We start from the raw sequence: 24388 nt of genomic DNA, 5'->3' as shown, positions 1-24388 counted from the left end.
CCCCGCAGGCGTAGCCATCGCGCTGGACCGCATGGAGCGCGGCAGCGGTGAATTGTCCGCGGTGCAGGAAGTGGCACAGCAATATGGCATGCCGGTCGTGGCCATCGCCACCCTGCAAGACCTGCTGGGCTTCCTTGAGGACAGCCCGCAACTGGCGCAACACCTGACGGCAGTACGCGCTTATCGCGCCCAATATGGAGTGAGTGAAAAATGACCCAGCACTTGTCTGCCTTGTTGATCTTGCTCAGCGGCAGCGTGGCCATGGCTGATGGCACGCTGTACAAGTGGGTGGACGAAGCAGGCAAGGTGCACTACAGCGATGCCGCGCCGCTGCAAAACCAGAAGCAGGGCGTGGCCGAGCTCAGTCGTCAGGGTGTGATACGCAAACCGGCGGAAAGTGAACAGGCACGCCGCCAGCGCGAAGCCAGCGAGGCCCTGCACAAGCAGGAACAACAGCGCCAGCTGGACAGCGCACGCTATGACAAGGGTTTGCTGGAAAGTTACCGCAGTGTTGGCGAACTGAAGGCCGACCGGGAAAAGCAGCTGAGCATCCTGCAAGCATCGCTGGATGCCCAGTATTCCAGGTTGAAGGGCCTCAACCTGCAGCTGCGCGACATGCTGAAAGAGCAAGACACCAACCAGAAACTGCACCGGCCGGCAGCACCGGCCCTGCAGCACAATATCCAGGTCATCCAGCAGGAACAAAAGGGTCTGGGCGCGCTGATCAGCACCAAGCAGGCCGAGCTCAACAGCGTGCGCCAGAAAATGCAGGAAGACATCAACCGCTATCAGCAGCTCAGCCGCGGCGCTCAGTAAACCCGCCGCGCCGCCTCAACCGCCGGCTTCCTTGCGCTGCCATGCCTCCTGCAGTTGCCGGGTATGCTGCTGCAACTGCTCACTGGCCGCCGTATTCGCTGCGGTCGCCGCCGACAGCTCTTCCGCCGCACGCTGCGCCGCCATTTGCGCATCGGCCAGCCGCTGGTCCGCCTGCTGTTTGGCCGCCTGCGCCTGCGTCAGGCGCGCCTGGGCCTGCTCCTGCAGATTGTTTGCCTGCTGGTAAGCCATCTGCGCTGCCAGCAGCTGCTCATCCAACGTTTGCGCCAGCGCTGGCAGCGCCATCGTCGCCAGCCACAACACACAAGCGAATTTCTTGATCATTGCCTTGCCCTCTCACAGGTATTCTCGACGCATCCATTATCCACGCGGATGGCCGGCTTGACGACCACAGGGCATCAGCACAATGCAAAAAGCCCGGCCACACTAGGGTGACCGGGCTTCTGCAGACTGACTGGTGGGTTGTGAGTGGCTCGAACACTCGACCTACGGATTAAGAGTCCGCTGCTCTACCAACTGAGCTAACAACCCGCAAAGCGGTGGTGGGTCGGGCGAGATTCGAACTCGCGACCAACGGATTAAAAGTCCGCTGCTCTACCGGCTGAGCTACCGACCCGATCCTGCAATGAGTGACAACGACAAACTGGTGGGTTGTGAGTGGCTCGAACACTCGACCTACGGATTAAGAGTCCGCTGCTCTACCAACTGAGCTAACAACCCGCTAAAGCGGTGGTGGGTCGGGCGAGATTCGAACTCGCGACCAACGGATTAAAAGTCCGCTGCTCTACCGGCTGAGCTACCGACCCGTGTCTTGCCTGATGGCAAAACCGGAAAAACTGGTGGGTTGTGAGTGGCTCGAACACTCGACCTACGGATTAAGAGTCCGCTGCTCTACCAACTGAGCTAACAACCCGAAACGGTGGTGGGTCGGGCGAGATTCGAACTCGCGACCAACGGATTAAAAGTCCGCTGCTCTACCGGCTGAGCTACCGACCCACGAAAGAGTTCGCAACTATAATAAAACCGTCTTTTTCAGTCAAGGCTTTTACCGAAATAATTTGGAAAAACCGGGGCATAGACCCGCATTTCATGCTACACGGCTGGAACCATGACCAAGGGCCCGCGGTCCAAATTCCCTCCGCGCCCGCTAGTCATCACTTGAAAGCAGCGACTGCGATACCCATGTCAGGTAAGCGGGCAAGCCCTGTGCCACTGGCAATGCGATGATTTCCGGCACATCATAAGGATGCAGCCCGAGCAAACGCTGCTGCAGGCCGGGATAGCCGGTCGGGGTGGTCTTGATCAGCAGGGGGATTTCACTGGCTTCCTGCAGCTCGCCCTCCCAGCGATAAACCGACCTGCAGGCTGGCAGGATATTGACGCAGGCAGCCAGACGCTCCTGCACCAGAACATGTGCAATGTGCGTGGCGGTGGTTTCGTCCGGCACATTGCAGATCACCATCAGACAATTCATACGGATACCTTGATTCGATGCGCGCCATCTTGCTGTTGTTACTGCTTTATCCCTTGCTGGAAATCGCCACCCTGGTCACGCTGGCCCATCACCTGGGCGGTGGCGTGGTGTTCCTGCTGGTGCTGGCCAGCAGTCTGCTGGGCATCTGGATGCTGCGCAACCAGAAGCTGGGCGCCTTGCTGACGCTGTCCAGCGTGCTGCGCCAAGGCCAGCAGGTGTCGCTGTACTCACTGCTGTGGCCCCTGCGCTATGCCTTGTCCGGCCTGCTGTTTGCCATTCCTGGCATCCTCAGCGATCTGCTGGCTATACTGCTGCTGCTACCATTCAAGGGCCCGGCACTGAACATGGCCGCCGCCACCAGGGCAGCGGATGATGTCATCGAGGGCGAATTCAGCCGTGTCGACAAGCCAGCGGACCAGCAGCAGCGCCTTCACTGAATGCCCAGCAAGGCCAGCACTTCCGGCTCGGCCAGTGACGAGGTGATCAGCACCACCTTGTGGCGGCTCTTGTCACCGGCCTGCAAGGCCACCGCGCGCTTGCCGACCGCAAAACAGTCGGCCAGCCAGGATAGCAATGCCGCATTGGCCTTGCCGTCGACCGGCGGCGCGGCCAGGCGGATTTTCAGGCAGTCGCCATGCTCGCCCGCCACCTCGGTTTTTCGGGCGCCGGGCTGGACATGCAAGGTGAGACGCACGGTATGGCCGCTACAGACCAGCCAGGGTTTCATGGTGATTTTTCCGCAAAAGGGCAATTCTAGACCAAATCCAGCCGCGCTCAAGCCGCGCCTGGCAGCCTGATCCGGTCCGGCTTGCCCACCAACCAGGAGTTTGCATATGGATATCGGCATCAACGAACAAGATCGTCAGGACATCGCCCACGGCCTCTCCCGCCTGCTGGCAGACACCTACACCCTGTATCTGAAAACCCACAATTTTCACTGGAACGTCACCGGGCCGATGTTCAACACCCTGCACCTGATGTTCGAGACGCAATACAACGAACTGTCGCTGGCCGTGGACCTGATCGCCGAGCGCATCCGCGCCCTGGGTCACTTCGCGCCCGGCAGCTATGCCGACTACGCCAAGCTGACCGCCATTGCCGAGGCCAGCGGCGTGCCCAAGGCCGAAGAAATGCTGGCACAACTGGTGGATGGCCATGAAATCCTCTGTCGCACGGCCCGCAGCATTTTCCCGCTGGCCGAGCGCGCTGCCGACGAGCCGACCGCCGACCTGCTGACCCAGCGTCTGCAAGTGCATGAAAAAACCGCCTGGATGCTGCGCAGCATGCTGGACAAATAATCTGACACGCCCCACGCCGCGCCCAGCGCGGCGTTTTTCTTGGCACATCCCCAGCCATGGTAAACTGCAGCAGACTTACGGAGGCCGCCAGTTGCCCATGACCGCCAATCTGCGCAAACCCACCAGCACCAGCACGAACGGACCGCTGATCATCATGATCGCAGCGTCCCTGCTGGCTCATGCCTTACTGCTGGCCAGCAGCGTCATTTCATGGACTCCCGGCATCACCCTGCCCGATAACAACCGTATCAATATCCAGCTGGTGCAGGTGCCGACACGGCAAGCCCTGCCCACCCTCCGCCAGAGTGAAGACAGCAACCAGGGCCGCGGCAATACCAGCGCCCCCAATCATCTGGCCAGCCACAGCCGGCCCACGGCCAAATCCGAACAGACCGAGCAGTCCGTCGCCGCGCTGCCAGCCAGCAACGACACCAATCTGCTGCACGAGAACCACCGCAAAAAACCGGCACTGGCCGCAGCCAATCCGACCCAGAACAGTGCAAGTGCACCACTGAGCGCCGCCAACCTGCTGGGGCAGATCGCCAACCTCGGCAGCGTGCAGCGCGGGGACCGCGACGTGAAAGACAGCACGCTGGAAAGCGGCACGGCCGATGGCGCAGGTGACAGCGCCAATCGCTATGCCTGGGCACGCTACAAGGAAGACTGGCGGCTGCGCATGGAACGCATCGGGCGACAAAACTATCCGGAAGCCTTGCGCCAGCAGCATATCTACGGCTCGGTCACCCTCGCGGTCAGCATCCTGCCGGATGGCAGCTTGCAGGACATCCAGCTGGTGAAAAAATCCGGCAACAGCCTGGTGGACGAAGCGGCCATCAATCTGGTCACCCGACATGCCCCATTCGGCCGCTTTCCCCCCTCACTGGCCGGCAAGGGGCCCCTGACCATCGTCAAGGCCTTTACCTTTAGCCGGGACAACAATTAGTCGAACCCACGACAAGGAAGCATCATGTTTGAAGTCAACCGCAGCATTGCGCTGATCCGCCCCAAAGCCCCCTTTCTCGACTGGCTGCAGCAACTGCCTGGCGATCTCGACGGGCAGCTGGATCTGGACATTCTCACCCGCGACTGCAATGCCCTGCTGATTCCGGCAGCCGACGATTACGCCTCGGCCGCCGACTTCGTGCTGCAGCACTATCGCCTGCTGTTTCAGGCAGAGCTGGCCGACTGGTGCGATGATGAACAACTGTGGCCGGAGCAACTTTCTCCCGCCCTGTTTCTGGAGTGGTTTGAAGTAGAAATCCACTCCGTACTCACCGATATGGTCGAGACGCCACTAGAGCGCGAACCATTCGTCCCGCTGGACCTCAACGCCGAGGATTGAGGTACAGCGTTCACCACAAGGGGAAACACATGTCGCATGAAACACGCATCAAGGTCCGGGGTTATCATCTGGACCTGTACGGCCACGTCAACAACGCCCGCTATCTGGAATTTCTGGAAGAAGCCCGCTGGAGCTTTTTCGAAGACCGTGGCGATCTGCCCTGGTTTCTGCAATCCGGGCTGGCACTGGTAGTGGTCAACATCAATATCGACTACCGCTACCCGGCCACCATGGGCGACGAACTGGCCCTGGCCACCTCGGTCAAGAGCATAGGCAGCCGCAGCGCCGTCATGCACCAGCGGGTCACCCTGGCCGGTAGCGACAAGGTGGTTGCCGAGGCCGACGTGACTTTTGTGGTGTTTGATGCCAAGCAGAACAAGGCCGTGTCACTGGAAGGACAATTGAAGGAACTCCTGCAGTCCATGCTGGACCAATAAGCCCGACAGCCCCGCCAGACGGGGCTGCTGTCTATCCCTTTTCCGGATGTAGCAAGCATGAAGAAGGTACTGATCGCACTACTGGCGGTTGCCGTCATCGGCCTGGTGGCCTATACCCTGCTGTTCGACCGCAATGCGGCACCGCAGGTCAGCTATACCTCGCTGAGCGGCCAGCACGCCGATACCGCCTCGCTCAAGGGCAAGGTGGTCCTGGTCAATTTCTGGGCCACCAGTTGTTCCGGCTGCGTGGAGGAAATGCCGGAAATCAAGAAACTGCATCAGCAGTACGCTGCGCGCGGCCTGCAGGTGATGGCCGTGGCCATGAGCTACGACCCGCCCAATTACGTGCAGGCTTTTGTACAGCAAAACCAGCTGCCCTTCTTTGTCGCCCTGGATGGGCAGGGCAGCATTGCCAAGGCCTTCGGTGACATCCAGCTGGCACCGACCACCTTTCTGATCGACAAGCAGGGCAATATTCTCAAACGCTATGTCGGCGTGATGGACTTTAAGGAAGTGCATCAGATACTGAACCAGCAGCTGGGTACCTGAGCCATCCAACACAAAGCCCCGCCAATGCGGGGCTTTGTGTTGGTCAGAACCGGGGACGCTCAGGCCGCAGCACACACCGGGCAGGCCGGATCGCGGCTGAATTTCAGCTGACGGATCTCACCGCTCAGCGCATCGTACAGAGTCAGTCGCCCCAGCACCGCTTGTCGCCCGGCCAGCAGCTTTACCGCCTCCACCGCCTGCATGCTGCCCATCACCCCCACCAGCGGTGACAACACGCCAAAGGTGGCACACGGGCCATCCGACACCTCGCCCTCCTCGGCAAACAGGCAGTGATAGCAGGGTGAGCCGGGCACGCGCGGGTCGAATACCGCCAACTGCCCGGCAAAGCGCACCGCGGCACCGGATACCAGCGGCACACCAGCCGCCACGCTGGCACGGTTCACCGCATGGCGGGTAGCGAAATTGTCCGAACAGTCCAGCAACAGATCGTGTTGTCTCGCTTCTTCCAGCAGGCGGTCTGCGCTTAAGCGCTCGGCCAGCGCCCGCACCTGGATCTCCGGGTTCAGCCCCAGCATGCGCGCCCGCGCCGATTCGGCCTTGTTCTGCCCCAGTGATGCCATCTCATGCACCACCTGGCGCTGCAGATTGCTCAGCTCCACCTGGTCGTCATCGGCCAGGGTGATATGACCGACACCGGCACTGGCCAGATACAGCGCCACCGGCGAGCCCAGCCCCCCGGCACCGATCACCAGCACACGGCTTGCCAGCAGCCGCTGCTGGCCTTCGATATCGATTTCCGGCAGCAGGATGTGCCGGCTATAGCGCAGCAGGGCTGCATCATTCAGATCTGTCATGGGGTCAAAGCTTAGTCAAATCAGGCCAGGGATGCCATAGCTCCAGCGAGCTAGCCGGCAAAACAAAACGCCAGCACGAGGCTGGCGTCTGCTTGGGCGGGACAGGGATTACTCCTCGACCACCTTGCGGGCAAACTTAATGCCCAGTTGCTTGAGCTTGCGGTACAGGTGGGTACGTTCCAAGCCCACCTTCTGTGCCACGCGGCTCATATTGCCGTTTTCCAGCGAGATGTGGTACTCGAAATACCGCCGCTCCAGCTGCTCACGCAATTCGCGCAGCGGCATGTTGAAGTCGAAGCCCGACTCCTCCACCGGCTTTTCGTGGCGGAACTGCGCCAGCACCTTGTTGACCTCGGGCGCGTCGACATCGTCCGATTCGGAAGTCAGCGCCAGGCTCTTGATGATGCTGCGCAGCTGCTCCAGATTACCCGGCCAGTCATACTGGCGCAGCGCATTGAGTGCGGCGGTGGTCAGCTTCTTGTTGGGCACCTGGCGCGACTCCACCAGCTCGATCAGGATCTGTTCGGCGATGAAGATGATGTCCTCGGCATGCTCGCGCAGCGGCGGAATCGGCACGATGACGCTGGACAGTGCCGTCAGCAGGCGGTTGTCGCATTCCGGATCGACCAGCAATTCCTGCAATGGCCGGCTGCAGGAACACAGCAGGCGCACGTTGAAGCGGTCCAGCTTGGACAGCAGGAACAACAGCCCCTGCTGCACACGACGGTTGTACTGGCCGATTTCCGGCAGGAACAACACGCCGTTATTGGCCTTTTGCAGCAATTCCAGCGGCGCATCCGCCAGTTGTTCCGGCTTGGCCGGCGTCACCCAGGGCGTATTGCCCTGATGGAAAAAGCGTGCCACCAGTTCGAAACCGGAACCGGGCTCACCGGTCAGCAGCACCGGCGACTTGACCTTGGCCACCCGCTCCAGCTGGCGCTTGAGCTCCTGAATCGGTTCGCTGCGTCCCAGCTTGTCCAGATTCAGCGAGGTATTGGCCTGCATGTCGCCATACTTCAGCGCGCGCTGCACCGTGGTGAGCAGCTTTTGCAGGGCAATCGGCTTTTCCAGGAAATCGAAGGCGCCGATGCGGGTCGCCTCCACTGCGGTATCGATGCTGGCATGGCCAGACATCATGACGACCGGCATGTTGAGCTGGCCGGACTTGGCCCATTCCTTGAGCAGGGTGACCCCGTCGCAGTCCGGCATCCAGATGTCCAGCAGCACCAGCGCGGGACGCGTCTGGTTGCGCAGCTGTCTGGCTACCTCGGCGTTTTCCGCCAGGGCAACCGTGTATCCCTCATCCTGCAGGATCTCCGAGAGCAGTTCACGTATTCCGATCTCGTCATCAACAATCAATATATCGCTGCTACGCATTAGGCCTCCAGCAATGGCAGGGTGAGAAGAATTCGCGCGCCTTGCTGCTCGCCATTCCCCAATATGACCTGGCCATGGTGTTCCTCCGCTATTTTCTTCACCACCGCCAGTCCCAGCCCGGTTCCCTTGGGCTTGCTGGTCACATAGGGCTCGAACGCGCGTGGCAGGAGCTCGGCAGGAAAGCCCGAACCATTGTCCTGCACGCAGACGGTCGCGTTTCTTCCTTCTTGTCGGCTGCTAATGTGAATCATCGGGATGTCAACGTCAAGGACCGCATCCTGTGCGTTCTGCATCAGGTTGTGCAATACCTGCCGCAGCAGTGCGGCATCCCCCATGATCATCAGCGGCCTGTCTTCCAGTTCAATCTTAACAGCCGGATTGGATTCGTACAGCGTGGCAACCTCCCGTACTACCTGATTGAGATCAAGTTCACTGAGTTTGATGCGTGGTGCGCGCGCATAATCGCGGAAAGCGTCCACCATGTTCTTCAGCGCCGCCACCTGCTTGATGATGGTGTCGGTTGAGCGCTTGAGCATGTCGGCATCTGCCGCTTCCAGCTTGGCCGTCAGTTTCATCGCCAGGCGCTCGGCCGACAGCTGGATGGGAGTGAGCGGATTGCGGATTTCATGCGCCAGCCGCTTGGCCACCTCGCCCCAGGCCGCGTCGCGCTGCGCCCGTCCCAGCTCGGTTATATCATCGAACACCACAACATAACCGCTTCCGGAGCGTTCCGGCAAGCGGGCGCCGCGCACCAGCAGGCTGCGCGCGCCCTGGCCGGTGACATAATCCAGCTGGGTTTGCCATTCTTCCTCCAGCTTGTTCTCGCCATGCTGCAGCATGGTGTCTACCAGGGGAATCAGCGCCGGCACCTGCGTCGACCACTGTTTGACCGGGTAGGCGACCAGTTCGGCAAAGTCCACGCCCAGGATGCGGCCGGCACTGGTATTGGCGGCGCGCAGCTGCCAGCTTTCGTCCAGGGCGATGACACCGGCGGACAGATTGGCCAGTATGCTTTCCAGGTAGAGCTTGCCGCTTTCAAGTGCCCGCTGGTTCTGGTTGGCCGTCTGGCGTGCTTCTTCCAGCTGCTGGGTCATGCGGTTGAACAGGGTGGTGAGCATGCCCAGTTCATCACGGCGATAAACCGGGTGCCGCTTGGAAAAGTCCCCCTGGGCCACGGCACGGGTGCCGGCGGCCAGTTCGGATAGCGGTGCGGACAGGCGCTCGGACAGGAACAGGGCAAAGGCCAGGGCAGAGGTCAGCGCCAGCAGACAGGCCAGCGCCAGGGTCAGCATGTAAAAGGTTTTCAGGCCATCGCGCGACAGCAGCAATTGATGATATTCGGCGCGGGCGGTTTCAATCTGTTCGGCATCGCGGGCGATGGACTGCGGCGCGGCCTGCACCACCTGCAGCACACGCCAGTCGCCGTCCAGCGTGCGATAGGGCAGCAGCACCTTGAGCGTCAGGCCGCCGGCCTCGTTTTCAATGCTCTTGCTGCCCTGGCGCAGCTTGAGGCCACGCAAGGTATCGCGGGCAGGCGCTTGCGGCAGCTGGTGAGCATTATTGCTGGCAAAATTCAGTAGCTGCCCCGATTTGTTGAAAATCGCCAGCTCGCGCAGGCCCAGCTGCTCGCGCAAGCGTTCCAGCCGAGAAGGCAGCATGCTGCCGGGCAGGCCGTCGATGTCATCCAGCACCACGCGGCTTTTGCGGCCAACGTCTTCCAGCACATAGTTGAGTGCGCCCTTGCCCAGTTCCAGGCCACGGTCCAGTGCCGATTCCACTCGCACGTCGAACCAGCTTTCAATGCTGCGCGTCAGGAATTGGGCCGAAATGGTAAACACCAGCAAGCCCGGCACCAGCGCTACCACGGCAAACATCATCACCAGCCGCTGGGTGAGCTTGGCTCCGAACACGCGGCCCTTGACCCGCTGGCGCAGCCGCAGCAGCTGGCGGCCCACCACGCCGAGCAGGCCGAGCAGTAGCAGGCTGTTGAGGCCGAACACCCACCAGTAGTACTCGGCCAGCTTGGAGGCATTGCCGGTGGCCACTGCCAGTAGGTAGAGCATGATGGCACCGAAGGCCGCGAGGGCAATCGCCGCATAACGCATCAGTTGCCATCTTTCATGCTGATGGCGGTCCAGTTGGAGGACAGGCTCCATTCCCCCGAGCCCAGGGCATTGATCTGGAAGGGTTTGGGCAGCTCGCTGATGTCCAGCACCAGTCGCACCCGGCCCGCCACGCTGCCGGGGCTGCGCGGATCAAGCGCCCCGCTTTGCAGCACGCGCCAGTCCTGGATGGAGCCGAGCGCGCCCATTGCTTCGGCCAGGGTACGGTAATAATTGGAAAAACTGCCGATGGTAATGCGGTAACGGCTGGTCAAGGGCTGGTAGGACAGCTTGAAAGCCAGGCTGGCATGCGGCTCGAACCATTCTTTCAGGTTGAGGTAATAGGCGGTGCTGCGTGGCCGGGTCAGTTCGAACTCCAGCCGGAAAGTCAGGGCCACGCCCTGCTCCAGCGCATCGTTCAGACCGCTGCTCAGCCTGGTCTGAAAGCGGGTGCTGAGTGACAGCTGCCCATCCGGGGTCAGCTCGGCATCGGCGCGGCGCGCCAGAATGCCATCGGCCTGCGCCGTGTTGACGGCACAGACCAGTAGCCATAACACCAGGCTAATGCTTCGCAAGCAGCGCGTAATAGAAACCGTCATGACGCTCACAGGGCAACAGTTGTTGCTGATCCAGGCATTCGGCATCGGGATGTCGTGCCAGGAATGCGCTCAGCTGCTGCTGATTTTCTTCCGGAAAAATCGAGCACGTAGCGTAAAGCATTTTGCCCCCGGAAGCGAGTAGCCCCCATAGCGTGTCAACCATCGCCGCCTGCTGGCGGGCCAGCGCGGCGAAATCGCCCGGACGGCGCAGCCACTTGATGTCCGGATGACGACGCACCACGCCGGATGCCGAGCAGGGGACGTCGGCCAGAATGCGATCGAAGGGCTTGCCATCCCACCAGTCAGTCGCCTGCCCGGCATCAGCCGCATGCAGGCTGGCTTGCAAGCCACCACGCTGCAGGTTCTCTGCCACCCGTTGCAGTCGCTGCGGGTCGATATCCAGCGCGGTCATGTCGACCTCGGCCATTTCCAGCATATGACAGGTTTTGCCACCCGGCGCGGCACAAGCATCCAGCACGCGCTGTCCGGGTTGCAAGTCGAGCATCCGGGCAGCCTGCTGCGCACCCCAGTCCTGTACCGATACCACGCCATCGGCAAACCCCGGCAGTTCGCGCACATTGACCGGTTTGTCCAGCATGATGCCGGCGTCCTCGTCCAGTGCCGTTGCGCGCATGCCCAGCGCGTCCAGCTGTGCGAGGTAGGCCGCCAGCGTGCTCTTGCGGCGATTGACGCGCAGCGTCATCGGCGGGTGGCTGTTGTTCCATTCCAGGATGGACGACCATTCTTGCGGGTACGCCTGCTGCACCGCCTTGATCCACCAGCGCGGATGATTGGTGGCTGCTTCCAGATCCTTGTCGGCCAGCCGCAGCATTTCCTCACGCTGACGCAGGAAATTGCGCAGCACGCCGTTGACCAGCGCTTTGAATTTGCCACGCGCCAGGCGCTCGGACAGCTTGACCGCCTCGTTGACGATGGCGTAATCGGCCGCGCGGGTATACACCAGCTGATACAGCGCCACCAGCAGCACCCGTTCCAGCTGCGGCTCCGGCAGGGCCTTGGGCACCAGCCGCCGCAGCCAGAAGCGCAGACGCGCCAGCTGGCGCAGGCTGCCGTAGCAGATGTCCTGCAGGGCGGCACGCTCTGGTGGCGTCAGTTCGCTGCCCTGGCGCTGGGCTTGGGCCAGTGCCTCGGTCAGGGTATGGCCGGATTCCACCTGGCCCAGCACGTCGGCGGCCAGTTGCTGTATGCGATGCATGTCAAAACCTTAAATGGCAAACGGCGAGGACTGCGTTCTCGCCGTTGATAATGGCCGGCGCGCATATCCTGGCACCGGCCCGTGGGTCTCCGTCGGCGTCGGCGACCAGGCAGTCTGGCCGGATCCGGCGGCAACGGATTCTTGCTAGAGGCGCATGATACGTTCAGCCCACGCCGCGCGCCATAGCATGCAAGCGGGCAATGCGCTCCTCGGTGTGCGGATGGGTGCGGAACAGCTCGCCCATGCTCAGACCGGATAGCGGGTTGATGATCATCATCTGCGCGGTTTCCGGGTGTGCCTGTGCCGTGGGCATGGCGATACCTTGAGCGTAGTACTCGATCTTCTGCAGCGCTGCCGCCAATGCCAGCGGATCGCCGGAAATTTCGGCGCCACCGCGGTCGGCTTCGAATTCGCGCGCCCGGGAAATGGCCATCTGGATCACGCTGGCGGCCAGCGGCGCCAGAATGGCCACCAGCAGTCCGGCCAGCGGATTGACCGGCCGGCCGTTTTCGTCCCGCCCGCCAAAGAACATGGCAAAGCTGGCCAGGGCAGATACCGCACCGGCCATGGTGGCGCTGATGGTGGAGATCAGCGTGTCGCGGTGGCGCACATGGGCCAGCTCGTGCGCCATCACGCCGCGCAGCTCGCGGTAGTCCAGCATGCGCATGATGCCGGTGGTGGCGGCGACGGCGGCGTGTTGCGGATCGCGCCCGGTGGCAAAGGCATTGGGCTGGTCTTCATGAATCACATACACCCGTGGCATGGGCAGGCCGGCGCGCTGCGCCAGCTCGGCCACCATGCCGTAGAACTCGGGGGCCGTGCTGGCATCCACTTCCTGCGCGTTGTACATGCGCAACACCATCTGGTCGGAATTCCAGTAGGCAAACAGATTCATCCCGCCGGCAAACAGCAAGGCCAGCAACAGCCCGCTCTTGCCGCCCACCATGGCGCCAATGAAGCCGAGAAACGCCACGAAGGCGGCCATCAGCACTGCAGTCTTGAACAGATTATTCACGCTAGCCTCCTTTGCTCTGGCCTGTTGTGATGCCTAGCCGCCCAGACGGGTTCCCACCAGCGCGGTACGGCCGGCGGCAAAATCACGCGCACTCAGCCGCTTGCCCCCTGCGGCTTGCAGCTGGCTGATGACCACCAGCCCCTCACCGCTGCCCACCACCACGCCCTCGGCATCGGCACGCAGTACCACACCCGGTTCGCCTTCGCCGGCGATGGCCTGGGCAAACCACAGCTTGAGCGGTTCGCCGTCCAGCTTGGTAAAGGCGCCCGGTGCCGGGTTGTAGGCCCGAATGGCGCGGGCAATGGTGGCGGCCGGCAAGGACCAGTCCACTTCGGCCTCGGCCTTGCTCAGCTTGTGGGCATAGTTCACACCCTGTTCCGGCTGTGGCTGTGCCTGCAGGCTGTCCAGCTGCGCCAGCGTGCTGACGATGGCCTCGGCGCCGCATGCGGCCAGCTTGTCATGCAGGCTGGCTGCGGTGTCATCAGCGGCAATGGCCAACGGATGGATGGACAGCATGTCGCCGGTATCCAGCCCGACATCCATCTGCATGATGGTGATGCCGGTTTCGCGGTCACCGGCCAGGATGGCGCGCTGGATGGGTGCGGCACCGCGCCAGCGTGGCAACAGCGAGGCATGAATGTTGAGACAGCCGCGCGGCGGAATCTCCAGCACCGCCTTGGGCAGCAGCAGGCCATAGGCCGCCACCACCATCAGTTCGGCACCGACCTCCTGCAGCATGCGCTGGGCTTCTTCCGTCTTGAGGGAAACCGGCTGCTCCACGCGCAGGCCATGCTCCAGCGCCACCTGCTTCACCGGGCTGGGCTTGAGTTTCATGCCACGGCCCGCCGGGCGGTCCGGCTGGGTCAGCACCAGGGCAATTTCATGTCCGGCAGCCAACAGGGCCTTGAGCGCTGCGGCGGCGAATTCCGGCGTACCGGCAAATATCAGTTTCATTGTCAGCCTGCAATTAACAAAGACAGGCCAGGCCTGTCTTCAATCAGCCAGGGCCACCCGGTAAGGACAGGTGGCCGTCATGCCTTACATATTCTGTTTTTCGCGCTTTTTCAGCTTGGTGCGGATCCGCCCCTGCTTGAGCTCGGACAGGTATTCGACGAACACCTTGCCATCCAGATGATCGATTTCGTGCTGGATGCAGATGGCCAGCAGGCCGTCGGCTTCCAGCTCGAACGCCTTGCCGGTGGCATCCTGGGCGCGCACCTTGATCCGCTCGGCACGGGTCACCTTGTCGTAGATGCCGGGCACCGACAGGCAGCCCTCTTCGTACACGGTTTCACCTTCTTTTTCGAGGATGACCGGATTGATGAAGACGCGACGCTCGTTGTGCTCTTCGGAAATGTCCATCACCACCAGCCGCTGGTGGTAGTCCACCTGGGTGGCAGCCAGACCGATGCCCTTGGCCTCGTACATGGTGTCGAACATATTGTCGATCTGGGTCTGCAGGGCAGCGTCAAAAGTCTCGACCGGCGTGGCCACGGTATGCAGACGCGCATCCGGATAATGCAGAATGTTCAGCAGCGCCATCGGTTTTCTTGCTCCAAGTTGTCGTAATGCCATCAGCACGTCGATAATAGACGGGTCTGACGCATGCTCGTTTGTCAAAGGAGCGCTCGCGGGCGCTCGTTACACTCAATATTGGGGCACTTTTCATGCGTAAAAGTATTATATCGCTTGCTTTGGCTCTGGGACTGGCTCTCCCGGCATTTTCCGACACCCTCACCATCAAGCCCGACGCACCCGCGCGCTACACCGTGACCAAGGGCGATACCTTGTGGGGCATCTCGGGACGCTACCTCAAGAGCCCATGGAAGTGGCCCAGCTTGTGGCAGATGAACAAGCGCGACATCAAGAACCCGCACTGGATCTACCCCGGCGACGTGCTGGTGCTGAGCTATGTCAACGGCCAGCCGCGCCTGTCGCTGGAAAAGGGCAAGCAGGACGAAGTGCGGCTGTCACCGCAAGTACGCATGTCCGACATCGACAAGGCGGTGCCCAGTATTCCGGCCGCGGCCATCGAGCCCTTCCTCCGCCGTCCGCTGGTGGTCGATGAAGCGCAGTTCAACACCGCCCCCAGGCTGATTGCCGGGCCGGAACAGCGGCTGGCCTTCGGCACGGGCGACCGCGTCTATGCCAATGGTGTGGCCGAAATGGGCAACTGGCAGGCCTATCGTGCCGGCAAGCCGCTGATCGACCCCGACACCAAGGAAAACCTCGGCTACGAAGTCATGTACGGTGGCGACGTGGTGGTCGACAAGCTGGGCGAGGACGTGCAGACCATGCACATCACCAGTGTGGCCGGAGAAATCCTGGTGGGCGACCGCCTGATCAAGGCCCCGAAAGACCAGTTTGTCAGCTATGTGCCGCACAGCCCGGATGGCGACATCCGTGGCCAGATCATCTCGGTCTACGATGGCGTGGACGGTGCCGCGCAGTATTCCAATGTAGTCATCAACCGCGGCCGGCGCGAACAGGTTGAAGCGGGCGATGTGTTCAGCATTGTCAAGAACGCCAAGCCGGTTTCCATCACCACCGCCGACGGCCAGCAAAAAATCGTCACATTGCCGGGCCAGACCATAGGCAAGATTTTCATCTACCGCGTGTTTGACAAGGTGTCCTACGGACTGGTGCTGGAAAGCGCCGACGCCGCCAGTGTCGGCGATGTCGTCACCGCACCGGAAAGCGAATGAGCGACAGCACCGGCGACTGGCTGCTGCTGGCGCTGACACCGGGCATCGGTCCGGTGGGCTTTCTCAAGCTGATCGCCAGCTTTGGTTCGGCCAGCCATGCCGTGGCCGCCAGCACCGCCCAGACCACGCCACTGATCGGCCAGCAGGCTGCCCAGGCGCTGCGCGAGCGGGTGGCGCAGCCGGATGTCGACGCCGCACTGGCCTGGGCCGCAGGCGAGCAATGCAGCCTGCTCAGCCTGCAGGATGACGACTATCCGCAGGCGCTGGCAGAAACCGCTTCTCCACCGCCGCTGCTGTTTGCCCGCGGTCGCCGTGAATTGCTGCAGCAGCCCATGCTGGCCATGGTGGGCAGCCGCAGCGCCACACCGCCGGGCAAGCAGATCGCCAGTGACTTTGCCCGACGACTGGCCGAACACGGCTATACCATCGTCAGCGGACTGGCCAGCGGCATCGACGCCGCGGCACACCAGGGCGCCCTGGCTGCGGCCGGCTCCACCATCGCCGTGATCGGCACCGGCATCGACCGGGTATACCCGGCCAGCAACCGCGCGCTGGCACACCAGATCGGCAGCGCCGGCTTGATCCTGTCCGAATTCCCGCTGGGTGCCGGTCCGCTGGCCGGCCATTTCCCGCGCCGTAACCGCATCATTGCCGGCCTGGCCCGCGGCTGCCTGGTGGTGGAAGCCAATATCAATTCCGGCTCGCTGATCACCGCCCGGCTGGCGGCGGAGAGCGGGCGCGAAGTCATGGCCGTACCCGGCTCGATCAACAACCCGCAGGCGCGTGGCTGCCACCGGCTGCTGAAAGATGGCGCCCGGCTGGTGGAATCGGTGGAAGACGTGCTGGAAGAAGTGGGCAGACTGCGCCACAGCGCGCGCCCGGCCACCGTTTGCGCTCCCGATCCGGCCGCGGCGACCGGGCAGATTCTCACCCTGATGGGCTACGACCCGGTCAGCAGCGAGTGGCTGGCACAGCAACTCGGGTTGACGCAAGGGGAGGTTTACGCGATGCTGCTCGAGCTGGAGCTTGCCGGCAAGCTCACCAGCCTGCCTGGCGGGCAGGTCCAGCGACTGGTCTGATTCAGACTGGATTCTGTAGCAGCTCATTTGAAGAAGACCTGATGTTTGACGTTCTCACATATTTGTTCGAGCAATACCGTGACCCGGATGCCTTTGGCGACCGCGGCACACTGATGCGCCAGCTGGAAGCCGCCGGCTTCGAAGACGAGGAAATCAACGACGCGCTCGACTGGCTGGACAATGTCGCCAATATGGTGGAAGGCCTGTATGCCAGTGCGGACGACGCCTCGGGCATGCGTATTTATGCCGATGCCGAGCAGGAACGCCTGCCGACCGAAGTGCGCGGCCTGATCCAGTTTCTGGAAGACCACGGCGCACTGTCGCCCTCGCAGCGCGAAATGGTGATCGACCGCCTGTTTGAATTGCCGGATGACGATATCAATGTCGGCTCGGCCAAACTGGTGGCGCTGATGGTGTTGTGGGCGCAAAAGGCAGAACTGCCCATCCTGCTGGGCGAAGAATTGCTGGACGCCATTCACGGCGAACCCACCATGCAATGACTTGTCAGCGCCGGTGCGGCGGGCTTAACATCCCGCCTCGCCTGACGAGACTGCACGGAATTTTGCACAAGAGCGCCACACGCGCTCTTGTTTTATTTGCGCACTTGCTTTATTTGATAGATAGACCCGCTATCAGCCGGAGCCCCTCCGGTACACACTGAAACGAAAACATGCCCTCCAGCCTCTTGATCGTTGAGTCGCCATCCAAGGCAAAAACGCTGAAGAAATACCTGGGACCGGACTTCGAAGTCCTGGCTTCCTACGGTCACGTGCGCGATCTGGTACCGAAAAACGGTGCGGTAGACCCGGAAAAGGGTTTTGCCATGAAGTACCAGCTGATCGCCCGCAACAGCAAACATGTAGACGCCATCGTCAAGGCGGTGGCCGAGGTGGACCATGTCTACCTGGCCACTGACCCGGACCGCGAAGGGGAAGCCATTTCCTGGCACCTGGTGCAGATCCTCAACAGCAAGAAGCTGCTGAAGGACAAGACTGCCCAGCGCGTGGTGTTCCACGAAATCACCAAGAATGCGGTACTGGAAGCCATCGGCAACCCGCGCGAAGTCGCCCAGGACCTGGTCGATGCCCAGCAGGCACGCCGCGCCCTGGATTACCTGGTGGGTTTCAACCTGTCGCCGCTGCTGTGGAAGAAAATCCGCCGCGGCCTGTCGGCTGGCCGGGTACAAAGCCCGGCGCTACGCCTGATCTGCGAACGCGAGAACGAGATCAAGGCCTTTGTACAGCAGGAATACTGGTCGGTGCATCTGGACAGCCACAAGGGCAGAACCAAGTTCTCGGCCAAGCTGACCACCCTGGCCGGCCAGAAGCTGGACCAGTTCGCCATTCCCGGCGACGCCGAACACGCCGACATCCTGGCGCGCCTGCAAGGCCATCCGGCCACCGTCACCAGCATCGAGAAGAAAAAGAAATCGCGCAGCCCGGCTGCCCCTTTCACCACCTCCACGCTGCAACAGGAAGCCGTGCGCAAGCTGGGCATGACCACCGACCGCACCATGCGGACGGCACAGCAGCTGTACGAAGGGATCGACATCGGCCAGGGCACGGTCGGTCTGATCACCTATATGCGTACCGACTCGGTGGCGCTGGCCAATGAAGCCGTGGAAGAAATCCGCAGCTATATCAGCGACACCTTCAACAACGACTTTCTGCCCAAGAACGCCGTTGCCTACAAGAACAAGTCCAAGAATGCCCAGGAAGCGCACGAGGCCATCCGCCCCACCTCCATCCTGCGCACGCCGGAATCGGTCAAGCCTTTCCTGACCACCGACCAGTTCAAGCTGTATGACATGGTGTGGAAGCGGACCCTGGCCTGCCAGATGGCACCAGCCAAATTCGACACCACCAGCGTCGACATCACCATGGGCGAGGGCATCTTCCGCGCCAGCGGCCAGGTGCAGACCTTTGCCGGCTTCCTCGCCGTGTACGAAGAAGACGTGGATGATGCCGAGGACGAAGACAACGCCAAGCTGCCGCTGCTGGAAGAAGGCGACAGCCTGCCGGTGGACAAGCTGTACGGCGAACAGCACTTCACCCAGCCGCCACCGCGCTTCTCCGAAGCCAGCCTGGTGAAGGCGCTGGAAGAATTCGGCATCGGCCGTCCTTCCACCTACGCCAGCATCATCTCCACGCTGAAAGACCGCGAGTATGTGATTCTGGACAAGAAGCGCTTCCAGCCCACCGACACCGGCGACATCGTCAACAAATTCCTGACTGAACACTTCAGCCAGTACGTGGACTACAACTTCACTGCCAAGCTGGAAAACCAGCTGGATGACATCGCCAGCGGCCAGCGTGAATGGGTGCCGGTGATGGACAGCTTCTGGAAGGGTTTTTCCAAGCAGCTGGCGGAAAAAGAGAGCATTTCCCGCGCCGAAGTCACCACCGAAAGCCTGGACGAAGCCTGCCCCAAGTGCAGCAAGCCCTTGTCAATCAAGTTTGGCAAGCGCGGCCGCTTCATTGCCTGCACCGGCTACCCGGACTGCGACTACACCCGCAATATCGGTGAAACCGCCGAGCAGGCTGCCGAAGAAGCCGAAGCCCCGACGGTGATCGAAGACCGGGTCTGCCCGGATTGCGGCGGCGAGCTGCACATCAAGAAGGGCCGTTACGGCAAATTCATCGGTTGCGCCAACTACCCCAAGTGCAAGCACATCGAGCCGCTGGAAAAACCCCGCGACACCGGCGTGGAGTGCCCGGAGTGCAAGACCGGCCACCTGATCGAGCGCAAGAGCCGCTACGGCAAGCTGTTCTACAGCTGCAATACCTATCCCAAGTGCAAGTACGCCACTTGGAACCCGCCGATCGCCGAGCCCTGCCCCAAGTGCAACTGGCCTATCCTCACCATCAAGACCACCAAGCGTCGCGGTACGGAAAAGGTGTGCCCGCAGAAGGAATGCGGCTACAGCGAGGTGATTGCCCCGCCGGAAGCCAAGCCGGCGGAAGAGTGATTCACCGCCCGCGGATTGCCCAGCACGACGCCACCTCAGGGTGGCGTTGTTTTTTTGTCAGGCCGTCACAATGCAGGCCGTGATTGCCGCTACGCCATCAGCATTCGCAACACACTGTTTTTATTGCTTAATTTCAGAAAAATACTCATATAATTCAGAATATGCGCCGCACAGCCTGCCGACAAACCCTGCCGGATTGAGCGTGCCAGCGGTGCAGCTTCCCGCGACGGAGCAATACCTACCCGCACAACGCCGCCTCCAGCCAGGCGGCGTTTGCCATTTGCAGGCCACAAGCCCGGGCAATGAACCACCTCATGAAAACACACAGCAGCTTCTTTTTTACCGGCGCCACCATTCTCACCCTGTTCGGCCTGCTCAGCGGCCACTGGCTGATGTTGCCGCTTGCCTTCCTGATGGCCTTCTGCGGCATGGTGGCCGCCGATCGCGAACAACTGGCCGACATGGACATCCATACCGCGGCCATGCTGCTGGTGCTGCCCAGCCAGCAGCCCTTGCTGCCGCTGGACCACTTCCATGGCAATGAATTGCTGTTCTATCAGGCCGGCAGCCCGGTCTACCGGATACTGCAGGCCAATGGCGCCAGCTGGGAGCTGGTGGGGGAATATGGCAAGGTCGAAGATGTCAGCGGCTGCATCCGGGTCTATCCCGGCTATCTCTACCGCCGCCAGGCGCGCTGAGGCCGGCATAGCAGGCCAGCACAGGGCAGCTAGCGCGCTGGCGGCTGCTCTGCCTGCTCGGTATCGCGGATTTCCCGGGCCAGGAAAAAATTGAGCGCGGTACGCAGTACGGCAATGGCCGCCAGCTTGCCGATCTGGTCCCAGCTGGGGGCTACTGCAGTCGACAGGATATCCGCCGCCAGTTGCAGTTCCAGCGCCAGTGCCAGAAAGCGGGCAAAGCTCAGCCGTACTGCGTTGTATTGCGCCATGCCCGGCTCAAAGCAGCGCTGCAGATAACGCAGGCCGGCAAACAGCACTCCCACGCCAATCACCAGCGCACCACTGGCTTCCACCGCCAGTTTCAGCCACAGCACCAGATTGAGCACCAGTTCTTCCACGCCAGAATCGGCCGGTGACAGCATATGCATCCTCTCGCTTGACAGGGCAGGAGCTGACCAGCATACACGCAAGCACGCTGCCAGGCAGCCCGGAAGCGCAGCGCGTGATGCCATCTGCATGTTATGCTGGGCCGGCTGTTGCTACCGGTCCACTGCATGTTGCTGCTGAAACTGACCCTGATCCCCACCCTGCTGTATGCGCTGTCGCTGGTGGCGCGTTACCGCGGCCCCGCCCTGGCCGGCTGGCTGTCCGGTCTGCCGGTCGTCGCCGGTCCCATCCTGTGGCTGCTGGCCCATGAGCAGGGCAAGGCGTTTGCTGCCGTGGCAGCCATGCAAGCCATCGCCGCCATTGCGGCATCCGAAGCCTTCAACCTGATTTATGCCCGTACCGCAGCGCGCCGGCACTGGCCGCTGGCGCTGGCCGCCGCCCTCGGCGGCTGGCTGCTCGCCGCACTATTGCTGCAGCAACTCACGCCCTCGCTGCTTCTGGCGCTGGGCGTGGCGGCACTGAGTGTCGGGGGCAATTATTTCTGCTTGCCACGACCAGCGCAGCTGCCGCCGGACAGCCCCAGCCACGACCGGCTGTGGCTGCGCATGCTGGCTGCCGCCGTGCTGACACTGGCGGTGAGTGCGGCCGCGCAGCGGCTGGGTGCGGCCTGGAGCGGCGTGCTGGCGGTGTTTCCGCTGCTGGGGGTGGTGATGGCGGTATCGATGCAGCAGGCGCAGGGCGCTGCTGCGGTGCAGACGCTATTGCGCGGCATGCTGCTGGGGCGCTTTGCCTTTGCCGTATTCTGTCTGACGCTGGTACTGCTGCTGCCGCGACTGGACCGCGACATCGCCTTCCTGCTGGCCAGCCTGCTGTCATTGCTGGCGCAGTCGGCGTCGCGCCGTGGCTTGCGACCTTAGCGCCCGAACAACACCAGCAGCCATACCGCGGCCAGATTGATCAGGCCCAGCAGCTGGGCGGCGCTGCCCATGTCCTTGGCCCGCTTGGCCAGCGGGTGGCGTTCCAGCGAGGTGTGATCGACTGCGGCTTCGATGGCGGAATTGAGCAATTCGATGATGAGCGTGGCCAGCGAGCTGGCCACCAGCATGGCGCGTGCCAGCGGGCTGGCCGGCACCAGGAACAGTGCACAGGGAATCAGGATGCAGGCCAGCAAGGCCAGCTGGCGAAAGGCATCTTCATGGCGGTAAGCCGCCTTGATGCCGTCCAGCGAATAACCGAAGGCGTTGATCAGCCGGCGGACGCCGGTCTTGCCCTTGAACGGGCTTTCCTCATGCTTGCTCATGTCAGATCCAGTGATTGCGCGGATGGCGGGTGGCATTTGCCGGCCCGGCGAGCGGCATGTTAAGCCCTGCCCTGCCATGCGGCAAGCCTGGATTGCCGCACCGCCAGCGGCGATGGTGCCGCTGGCAGATGACAGGCTGATGGCAAGGCTTAGAGCCGCTAACAAAACCTCGTAGAGTACCCGAGTCAAGGCGCGCCGACGCAGACAGTACAGTGAGTACGGCAAGTCGGCGCAACGCAGAATCGGGGGTTTTGTGAGCGGGTCTTAATGGGCGGTGGCGCGTTCCAGTGCGTCGATATACAGGCCGGCGACATTGATATCGGTCTGGTCCATGATTTCGCGGAAGCAGGTGGGGCTGGTGACATTCACTTCGGTCAGGTAATTGCCGATGATGTCCAGCCCGGCCAGCAGGATGCCGCGCTTTTTCAGCTCCGGGCCGACCGCTTCGGCGATTTCCCGGTCGCGGGCGCTGAGCGGGCGGGCTTCGCCACGGCCACCGGCGGCCAGATTGCCACGGGTTTCCCCCGCAGCCGGAATGCGTGCCAGGCAGTAGTCCACCGGCACGCCGTCAATCACCAGCACGCGCTTGTCGCCATCACGGATTTCCGGAATATAGCGCTGGGCCATGATGGTGCGCTTGCCGCGCAGGGTGATGGTTTCCAGAATCACCGACAGATTGGGGTCGTTCGGCGTCACCCGGAAAATGCTGTCGCCACCCATGCTGTCCAGCGGCTTGAGGATCACGTCCAGATGCTGGCGGATAAAGGCTTTCAGCCGTGGCGTTTCGCCGGTGATCATGGTGGGCGCGGTCAGCTCGGGGAAATTGAGGATGGCCAGCTTTTCGTTGAAGTCGCGCAGCGCCTGGCCGCTGGTGAAGACCTTGACGCCCTGCGCCTCGGCCAGGGTGAACAGCTGCGAGGCATACAGGTATTCCATGTCGAAGGGCGGGTCCTTGCGCATCACCACCGCATTGAAGGCGGTCAGCGGCTGGCGATGGATATCGTCCAGCTTGTACCAGGCCGGGTGGTCGCCCTTGCGTTCGTCGGTAACGGTGAGGCCACGGGCATCCACCAGCAGCCGCCCGCCCTCCACCGACAGCTGGCGCGCCTCGGCAAAGCTGATGGCGTGATTGCGTCGTGCCGCCTCTTCCATCATGGCAAAGGTGCTGTCCTTGTAGATCTTGAACTGTTCCAGCGGGTCGGCGATGAACAGGATACGCATGGTGCTCTCCAGGGTTTCGCCAGCAGGCACTGGCGGGCCGGCAGACGGCCATCGGATTCATTGATGATAGTAGGCATCCAGCGCATAGCGCCGGGTGGATCTCTTCCAGTGGCCGTTGACCAGGGTTTCGCGGGTTACGCGCACCTGTTTGCCGGCCGGGTCCTGCGCGTCTTCAATCAGCCGCTCCACCGCCTGCAGGCGGTGGTGGGCATCAAACTGGTAATCGGTGGTTTCGTGGTAACAGCAGCCGCTCTTGGCCAGGGTGCGTAGCCGCTTGCGCTTGGCATCCACCTGGAACAGGCCCAGTGTTTCACCGGTCAGCGTGGATAATTCATCGTTCAGCACAAACTGCTTGCTGGTGGTGTCGTACAGATAAACGCTGTAGGTGGGGCCGCCATAAGGACCGTCGTTGCCATTCTGCACGGCGAAATCGGCATGGCCGTCGAAGTCGAAATCAGCCACATTGATCACCCCCTGCACATCATACAGCCGCGCCGTATTGACCAGCGGCTTGCCATCATCGCCATGCGCCATATAGACATTGTCCAGCCGCAGCTGCTGGATGCGGCGCTGACTGCGCTGGTCGATGATATTGATGATGGCCGGGCCGGCGGCTGCCCAGTCCTGCTCGCCCCAGTCGAGCAGCGCGATGTCAAAGCGATATGCCGGTGTGGCATTGTCGATGTGCTGGTGGATCAACTGCGCCCGCTGCAATTGCGCCAGCCGCTGCTGATAGACGTTTTGCAGGCAGCTGGCATCCGCCTTGCACTCGGCACGCGGGCCAGCCAGCCACTGGCGCTGATTGTCCTGCAGTAGACCTTGCTGATTGTGCTGGCGGTAGGCGGCAGCCACTTGCTCGTCCAGCGCGGATAGCGCCGGCTGGTGGCAAATGGCTTGCTCGGTGGCGCTTGCCGCCTTGCTGCAATCAAAGCTGGCGGCTGTGGCCAGCATCGGCAACAGCAGTAGCAACAGGCCACACAGCGGCTTCATGGT

Annotated in this window: 28 protein-coding genes, 6 tRNA genes and 1 pseudogene; 14 read left to right on the top strand and 21 right to left on the bottom strand. The window is 62.1% G+C overall.

Going from position 1 to position 24388, the window contains the following annotated elements:
• Nucleotides 1-214, top strand: a pseudogene (pyrE, locus tag JHD64_RS11205) (orotate phosphoribosyltransferase); the annotation flags it as partial.
• The gene (locus JHD64_RS11200) at nucleotides 211-816 is read left to right on the top strand and encodes a DUF4124 domain-containing protein (RefSeq protein ID WP_059285434.1); all 606 of its coding nucleotides are present in this window, start codon (nucleotides 211-213) and stop codon (nucleotides 814-816) included. The pseudogene pyrE and the gene JHD64_RS11200, both read left to right, overlap by 4 nt.
• Before the next feature lie 15 nt (nucleotides 817-831).
• On the opposite strand, the gene JHD64_RS11195 is transcribed toward JHD64_RS11200, so the two are convergent.
• The 8 genes from JHD64_RS11195 to cutA form a co-directional block, all read right to left on the bottom strand.
• Entirely contained in the window at nucleotides 832-1158 is a 327-nt protein-coding gene (locus tag JHD64_RS11195) for a hypothetical protein (RefSeq protein ID WP_199053275.1), read from the bottom strand.
• Nucleotides 1159-1289: 131 nt separating this feature from the next.
• Nucleotides 1290-1365: transfer RNA gene (locus JHD64_RS11190), tRNA-Lys, on the bottom strand.
• A gap of 9 nt (nucleotides 1366-1374) precedes the next feature.
• Nucleotides 1375-1450, bottom strand: a tRNA-Lys gene (locus JHD64_RS11185).
• 28 nt (nucleotides 1451-1478) lie between these two features.
• A tRNA-Lys gene (locus tag JHD64_RS11180) sits at nucleotides 1479-1554 on the bottom strand.
• Nucleotides 1555-1564: 10 nt separating this feature from the next.
• A tRNA-Lys gene (locus JHD64_RS11175) sits at nucleotides 1565-1640 on the bottom strand.
• A 31-nt stretch (nucleotides 1641-1671) separates the two neighbouring features.
• Nucleotides 1672-1747, bottom strand: a tRNA-Lys gene (locus tag JHD64_RS11170).
• Nucleotides 1748-1754: 7 nt separating this feature from the next.
• Nucleotides 1755-1830 (bottom strand) — tRNA-Lys (locus JHD64_RS11165).
• A 151-nt stretch (nucleotides 1831-1981) separates the two neighbouring features.
• Complete coding sequence (gene cutA, locus JHD64_RS11160; RefSeq protein ID WP_233170445.1) at nucleotides 1982-2308, bottom strand: divalent-cation tolerance protein CutA; 327 nt, start codon at nucleotides 2306-2308, stop codon at nucleotides 1982-1984.
• 17 nt (nucleotides 2309-2325) lie between these two features.
• Here cutA and JHD64_RS11155 point away from each other — a divergent pair, with 17 nt between their 5' ends.
• Entirely contained in the window at nucleotides 2326-2745 is a 420-nt protein-coding gene (locus tag JHD64_RS11155) for an FxsA family protein (RefSeq protein ID WP_059285437.1), read from the top strand.
• Here the strand turns inward: JHD64_RS11155 and JHD64_RS11150 are convergent.
• Nucleotides 2739-3035: a DUF167 domain-containing protein gene (locus JHD64_RS11150; RefSeq protein ID WP_059285438.1), complete on the bottom strand. Its 297-nt coding sequence runs from the start codon at nucleotides 3033-3035 to the stop codon at nucleotides 2739-2741. The two genes, JHD64_RS11155 and JHD64_RS11150, sit on opposite strands and share 7 nt — an antisense overlap.
• A 106-nt stretch (nucleotides 3036-3141) precedes the next feature.
• Here JHD64_RS11150 and JHD64_RS11145 point away from each other — a divergent pair, with 106 nt between their 5' ends.
• The 5 genes from JHD64_RS11145 to JHD64_RS11125 all read left to right on the top strand — a co-directional run bounded on the left by JHD64_RS11145 (nucleotide 3142) and on the right by JHD64_RS11125 (nucleotide 5934).
• Nucleotides 3142-3606, top strand: a complete 465-nt coding sequence (locus tag JHD64_RS11145) for a Dps family protein (protein ID WP_103523069.1) — start codon at nucleotides 3142-3144, stop codon at nucleotides 3604-3606.
• A 97-nt stretch (nucleotides 3607-3703) separates the two neighbouring features.
• The gene (locus JHD64_RS11140) at nucleotides 3704-4549 is read left to right on the top strand and encodes a TonB family protein (RefSeq protein WP_199053274.1); all 846 of its coding nucleotides are present in this window, start codon (nucleotides 3704-3706) and stop codon (nucleotides 4547-4549) included.
• Nucleotides 4550-4573: 24 nt separating this feature from the next.
• Nucleotides 4574-4948: a hypothetical protein gene (locus JHD64_RS11135; protein WP_059285441.1), complete on the top strand. Its 375-nt coding sequence runs from the start codon at nucleotides 4574-4576 to the stop codon at nucleotides 4946-4948.
• A gap of 29 nt (nucleotides 4949-4977) precedes the next feature.
• Nucleotides 4978-5385: a thioesterase family protein gene (locus JHD64_RS11130; protein WP_199053273.1), complete on the top strand. Its 408-nt coding sequence runs from the start codon at nucleotides 4978-4980 to the stop codon at nucleotides 5383-5385.
• Between the two features lie 57 nt (nucleotides 5386-5442).
• Nucleotides 5443-5934: a TlpA disulfide reductase family protein gene (locus JHD64_RS11125; protein ID WP_199053272.1), complete on the top strand. Its 492-nt coding sequence runs from the start codon at nucleotides 5443-5445 to the stop codon at nucleotides 5932-5934.
• 59 nt (nucleotides 5935-5993) lie between these two features.
• Here the strand turns inward: JHD64_RS11125 and JHD64_RS11120 are convergent, their stop codons facing one another.
• The 8 genes from JHD64_RS11120 to def form a co-directional block, all read right to left on the bottom strand.
• A complete protein-coding gene (locus JHD64_RS11120) occupies nucleotides 5994-6749 on the bottom strand; it encodes a HesA/MoeB/ThiF family protein (RefSeq protein ID WP_199053271.1) in 756 nt (251 codons plus the stop codon).
• 108 nt (nucleotides 6750-6857) lie between these two features.
• Nucleotides 6858-8126, bottom strand: a complete 1269-nt coding sequence (locus tag JHD64_RS11115) for a sigma-54 dependent transcriptional regulator (protein WP_059285445.1) — start codon at nucleotides 8124-8126, stop codon at nucleotides 6858-6860.
• Nucleotides 8126-10189 carry an ATP-binding protein gene (locus JHD64_RS11110; RefSeq protein WP_233170444.1) on the bottom strand — a complete coding sequence of 688 codons (2064 nt, stop codon included), beginning with the start codon at nucleotides 10187-10189 and terminating at the stop codon, nucleotides 8126-8128. The genes JHD64_RS11115 and JHD64_RS11110 overlap by 1 nt, the downstream gene beginning before the upstream one ends.
• A gap of 41 nt (nucleotides 10190-10230) precedes the next feature.
• The gene (locus tag JHD64_RS11105; protein WP_370540952.1) at nucleotides 10231-10785 is read right to left on the bottom strand and encodes a DUF4390 domain-containing protein; all 555 of its coding nucleotides are present in this window, start codon (nucleotides 10783-10785) and stop codon (nucleotides 10231-10233) included.
• A 4-nt stretch (nucleotides 10786-10789) separates the two neighbouring features.
• On the bottom strand, nucleotides 10790-12043 hold the full coding sequence (gene rsmB, locus JHD64_RS11100; RefSeq protein ID WP_199053269.1) for a 16S rRNA (cytosine(967)-C(5))-methyltransferase RsmB: 1254 nt from the start codon (nucleotides 12041-12043) through the stop codon (nucleotides 10790-10792).
• A gap of 163 nt (nucleotides 12044-12206) precedes the next feature.
• Complete coding sequence (htpX, locus tag JHD64_RS11095; protein ID WP_059285449.1) at nucleotides 12207-13058, bottom strand: zinc metalloprotease HtpX; 852 nt, start codon at nucleotides 13056-13058, stop codon at nucleotides 12207-12209.
• 33 nt (nucleotides 13059-13091) lie between these two features.
• The gene (gene fmt / locus JHD64_RS11090; protein WP_199053268.1) at nucleotides 13092-14012 is read right to left on the bottom strand and encodes a methionyl-tRNA formyltransferase; all 921 of its coding nucleotides are present in this window, start codon (nucleotides 14010-14012) and stop codon (nucleotides 13092-13094) included.
• Between the two features lie 84 nt (nucleotides 14013-14096).
• The gene (def, locus tag JHD64_RS11085) at nucleotides 14097-14600 is read right to left on the bottom strand and encodes a peptide deformylase (protein ID WP_059285450.1); all 504 of its coding nucleotides are present in this window, start codon (nucleotides 14598-14600) and stop codon (nucleotides 14097-14099) included.
• Nucleotides 14601-14725: 125 nt separating this feature from the next.
• Between def and JHD64_RS11080 the strand changes: the two genes are divergently transcribed.
• The 5 genes from JHD64_RS11080 to JHD64_RS11060 all read left to right on the top strand — a co-directional run bounded on the left by JHD64_RS11080 (nucleotide 14726) and on the right by JHD64_RS11060 (nucleotide 20508).
• Entirely contained in the window at nucleotides 14726-15763 is a 1038-nt protein-coding gene (locus tag JHD64_RS11080) for a LysM peptidoglycan-binding domain-containing protein (protein WP_199053267.1), read from the top strand.
• Nucleotides 15760-16842 carry a DNA-processing protein DprA gene (gene dprA, locus JHD64_RS11075; RefSeq protein ID WP_110313031.1) on the top strand — a complete coding sequence of 361 codons (1083 nt, stop codon included), beginning with the start codon at nucleotides 15760-15762 and terminating at the stop codon, nucleotides 16840-16842. Before JHD64_RS11080 ends, dprA begins: the two co-directional genes overlap by 4 nt.
• 41 nt (nucleotides 16843-16883) lie before the next feature.
• Nucleotides 16884-17342, top strand: a complete 459-nt coding sequence (locus JHD64_RS11070; RefSeq protein ID WP_059287381.1) for a DUF494 family protein — start codon at nucleotides 16884-16886, stop codon at nucleotides 17340-17342.
• A gap of 170 nt (nucleotides 17343-17512) precedes the next feature.
• Nucleotides 17513-19810, top strand: coding sequence for a type I DNA topoisomerase (gene topA / locus JHD64_RS11065; protein WP_199053266.1), 2298 nt, complete (start codon nucleotides 17513-17515; stop codon nucleotides 19808-19810).
• A 314-nt stretch (nucleotides 19811-20124) separates the two neighbouring features.
• On the top strand, nucleotides 20125-20508 hold the full coding sequence (locus tag JHD64_RS11060) for a hypothetical protein (protein ID WP_059287383.1): 384 nt from the start codon (nucleotides 20125-20127) through the stop codon (nucleotides 20506-20508).
• Between the two features lie 29 nt (nucleotides 20509-20537).
• On the opposite strand, the gene JHD64_RS11055 is transcribed toward JHD64_RS11060, so the two are convergent.
• Entirely contained in the window at nucleotides 20538-20909 is a 372-nt protein-coding gene (locus JHD64_RS11055; protein ID WP_082693730.1) for a DUF1622 domain-containing protein, read from the bottom strand.
• Nucleotides 20910-21041: 132 nt separating this feature from the next.
• On the opposite strand from JHD64_RS11055, the gene JHD64_RS11050 reads away from it, so the two are divergent.
• Nucleotides 21042-21791 (top strand): hypothetical protein, encoded by a 750-nt coding sequence (locus JHD64_RS11050; RefSeq protein WP_199053265.1) that lies wholly within the window; start codon nucleotides 21042-21044, stop codon nucleotides 21789-21791.
• Here the strand turns inward: JHD64_RS11050 and JHD64_RS11045 are convergent.
• The 3 genes from JHD64_RS11045 to JHD64_RS11035 all read right to left on the bottom strand — a co-directional run bounded on the left by JHD64_RS11045 (nucleotide 21788) and on the right by JHD64_RS11035 (nucleotide 24385).
• Entirely contained in the window at nucleotides 21788-22174 is a 387-nt protein-coding gene (locus JHD64_RS11045) for a diacylglycerol kinase (RefSeq protein WP_082693396.1), read from the bottom strand. The two genes, JHD64_RS11050 and JHD64_RS11045, sit on opposite strands and share 4 nt — an antisense overlap.
• Nucleotides 22175-22438: 264 nt before the next feature.
• Nucleotides 22439-23395, bottom strand: coding sequence for a glutathione synthase (gene gshB, locus JHD64_RS11040; RefSeq protein WP_199053264.1), 957 nt, complete (start codon nucleotides 23393-23395; stop codon nucleotides 22439-22441).
• A 57-nt stretch (nucleotides 23396-23452) separates the two neighbouring features.
• Nucleotides 23453-24385, bottom strand: a complete 933-nt coding sequence (locus tag JHD64_RS11035) for a lysozyme inhibitor LprI family protein (RefSeq protein WP_199053263.1) — start codon at nucleotides 24383-24385, stop codon at nucleotides 23453-23455.
• Nucleotides 24386-24388 lie beyond the last annotated feature (3 nt).

Origin of the sequence: Aquitalea sp. ASV15 (genome assembly GCF_016429115.1) — a bacterium.
In the GTDB taxonomy this organism is placed as follows: domain Bacteria; phylum Pseudomonadota; class Gammaproteobacteria; order Burkholderiales; family Chromobacteriaceae; genus Aquitalea; species Aquitalea magnusonii.
Note: the sequence above shows the minus strand (reverse complement) of the source record. Positions and strands in the feature narration are given on the sequence as shown.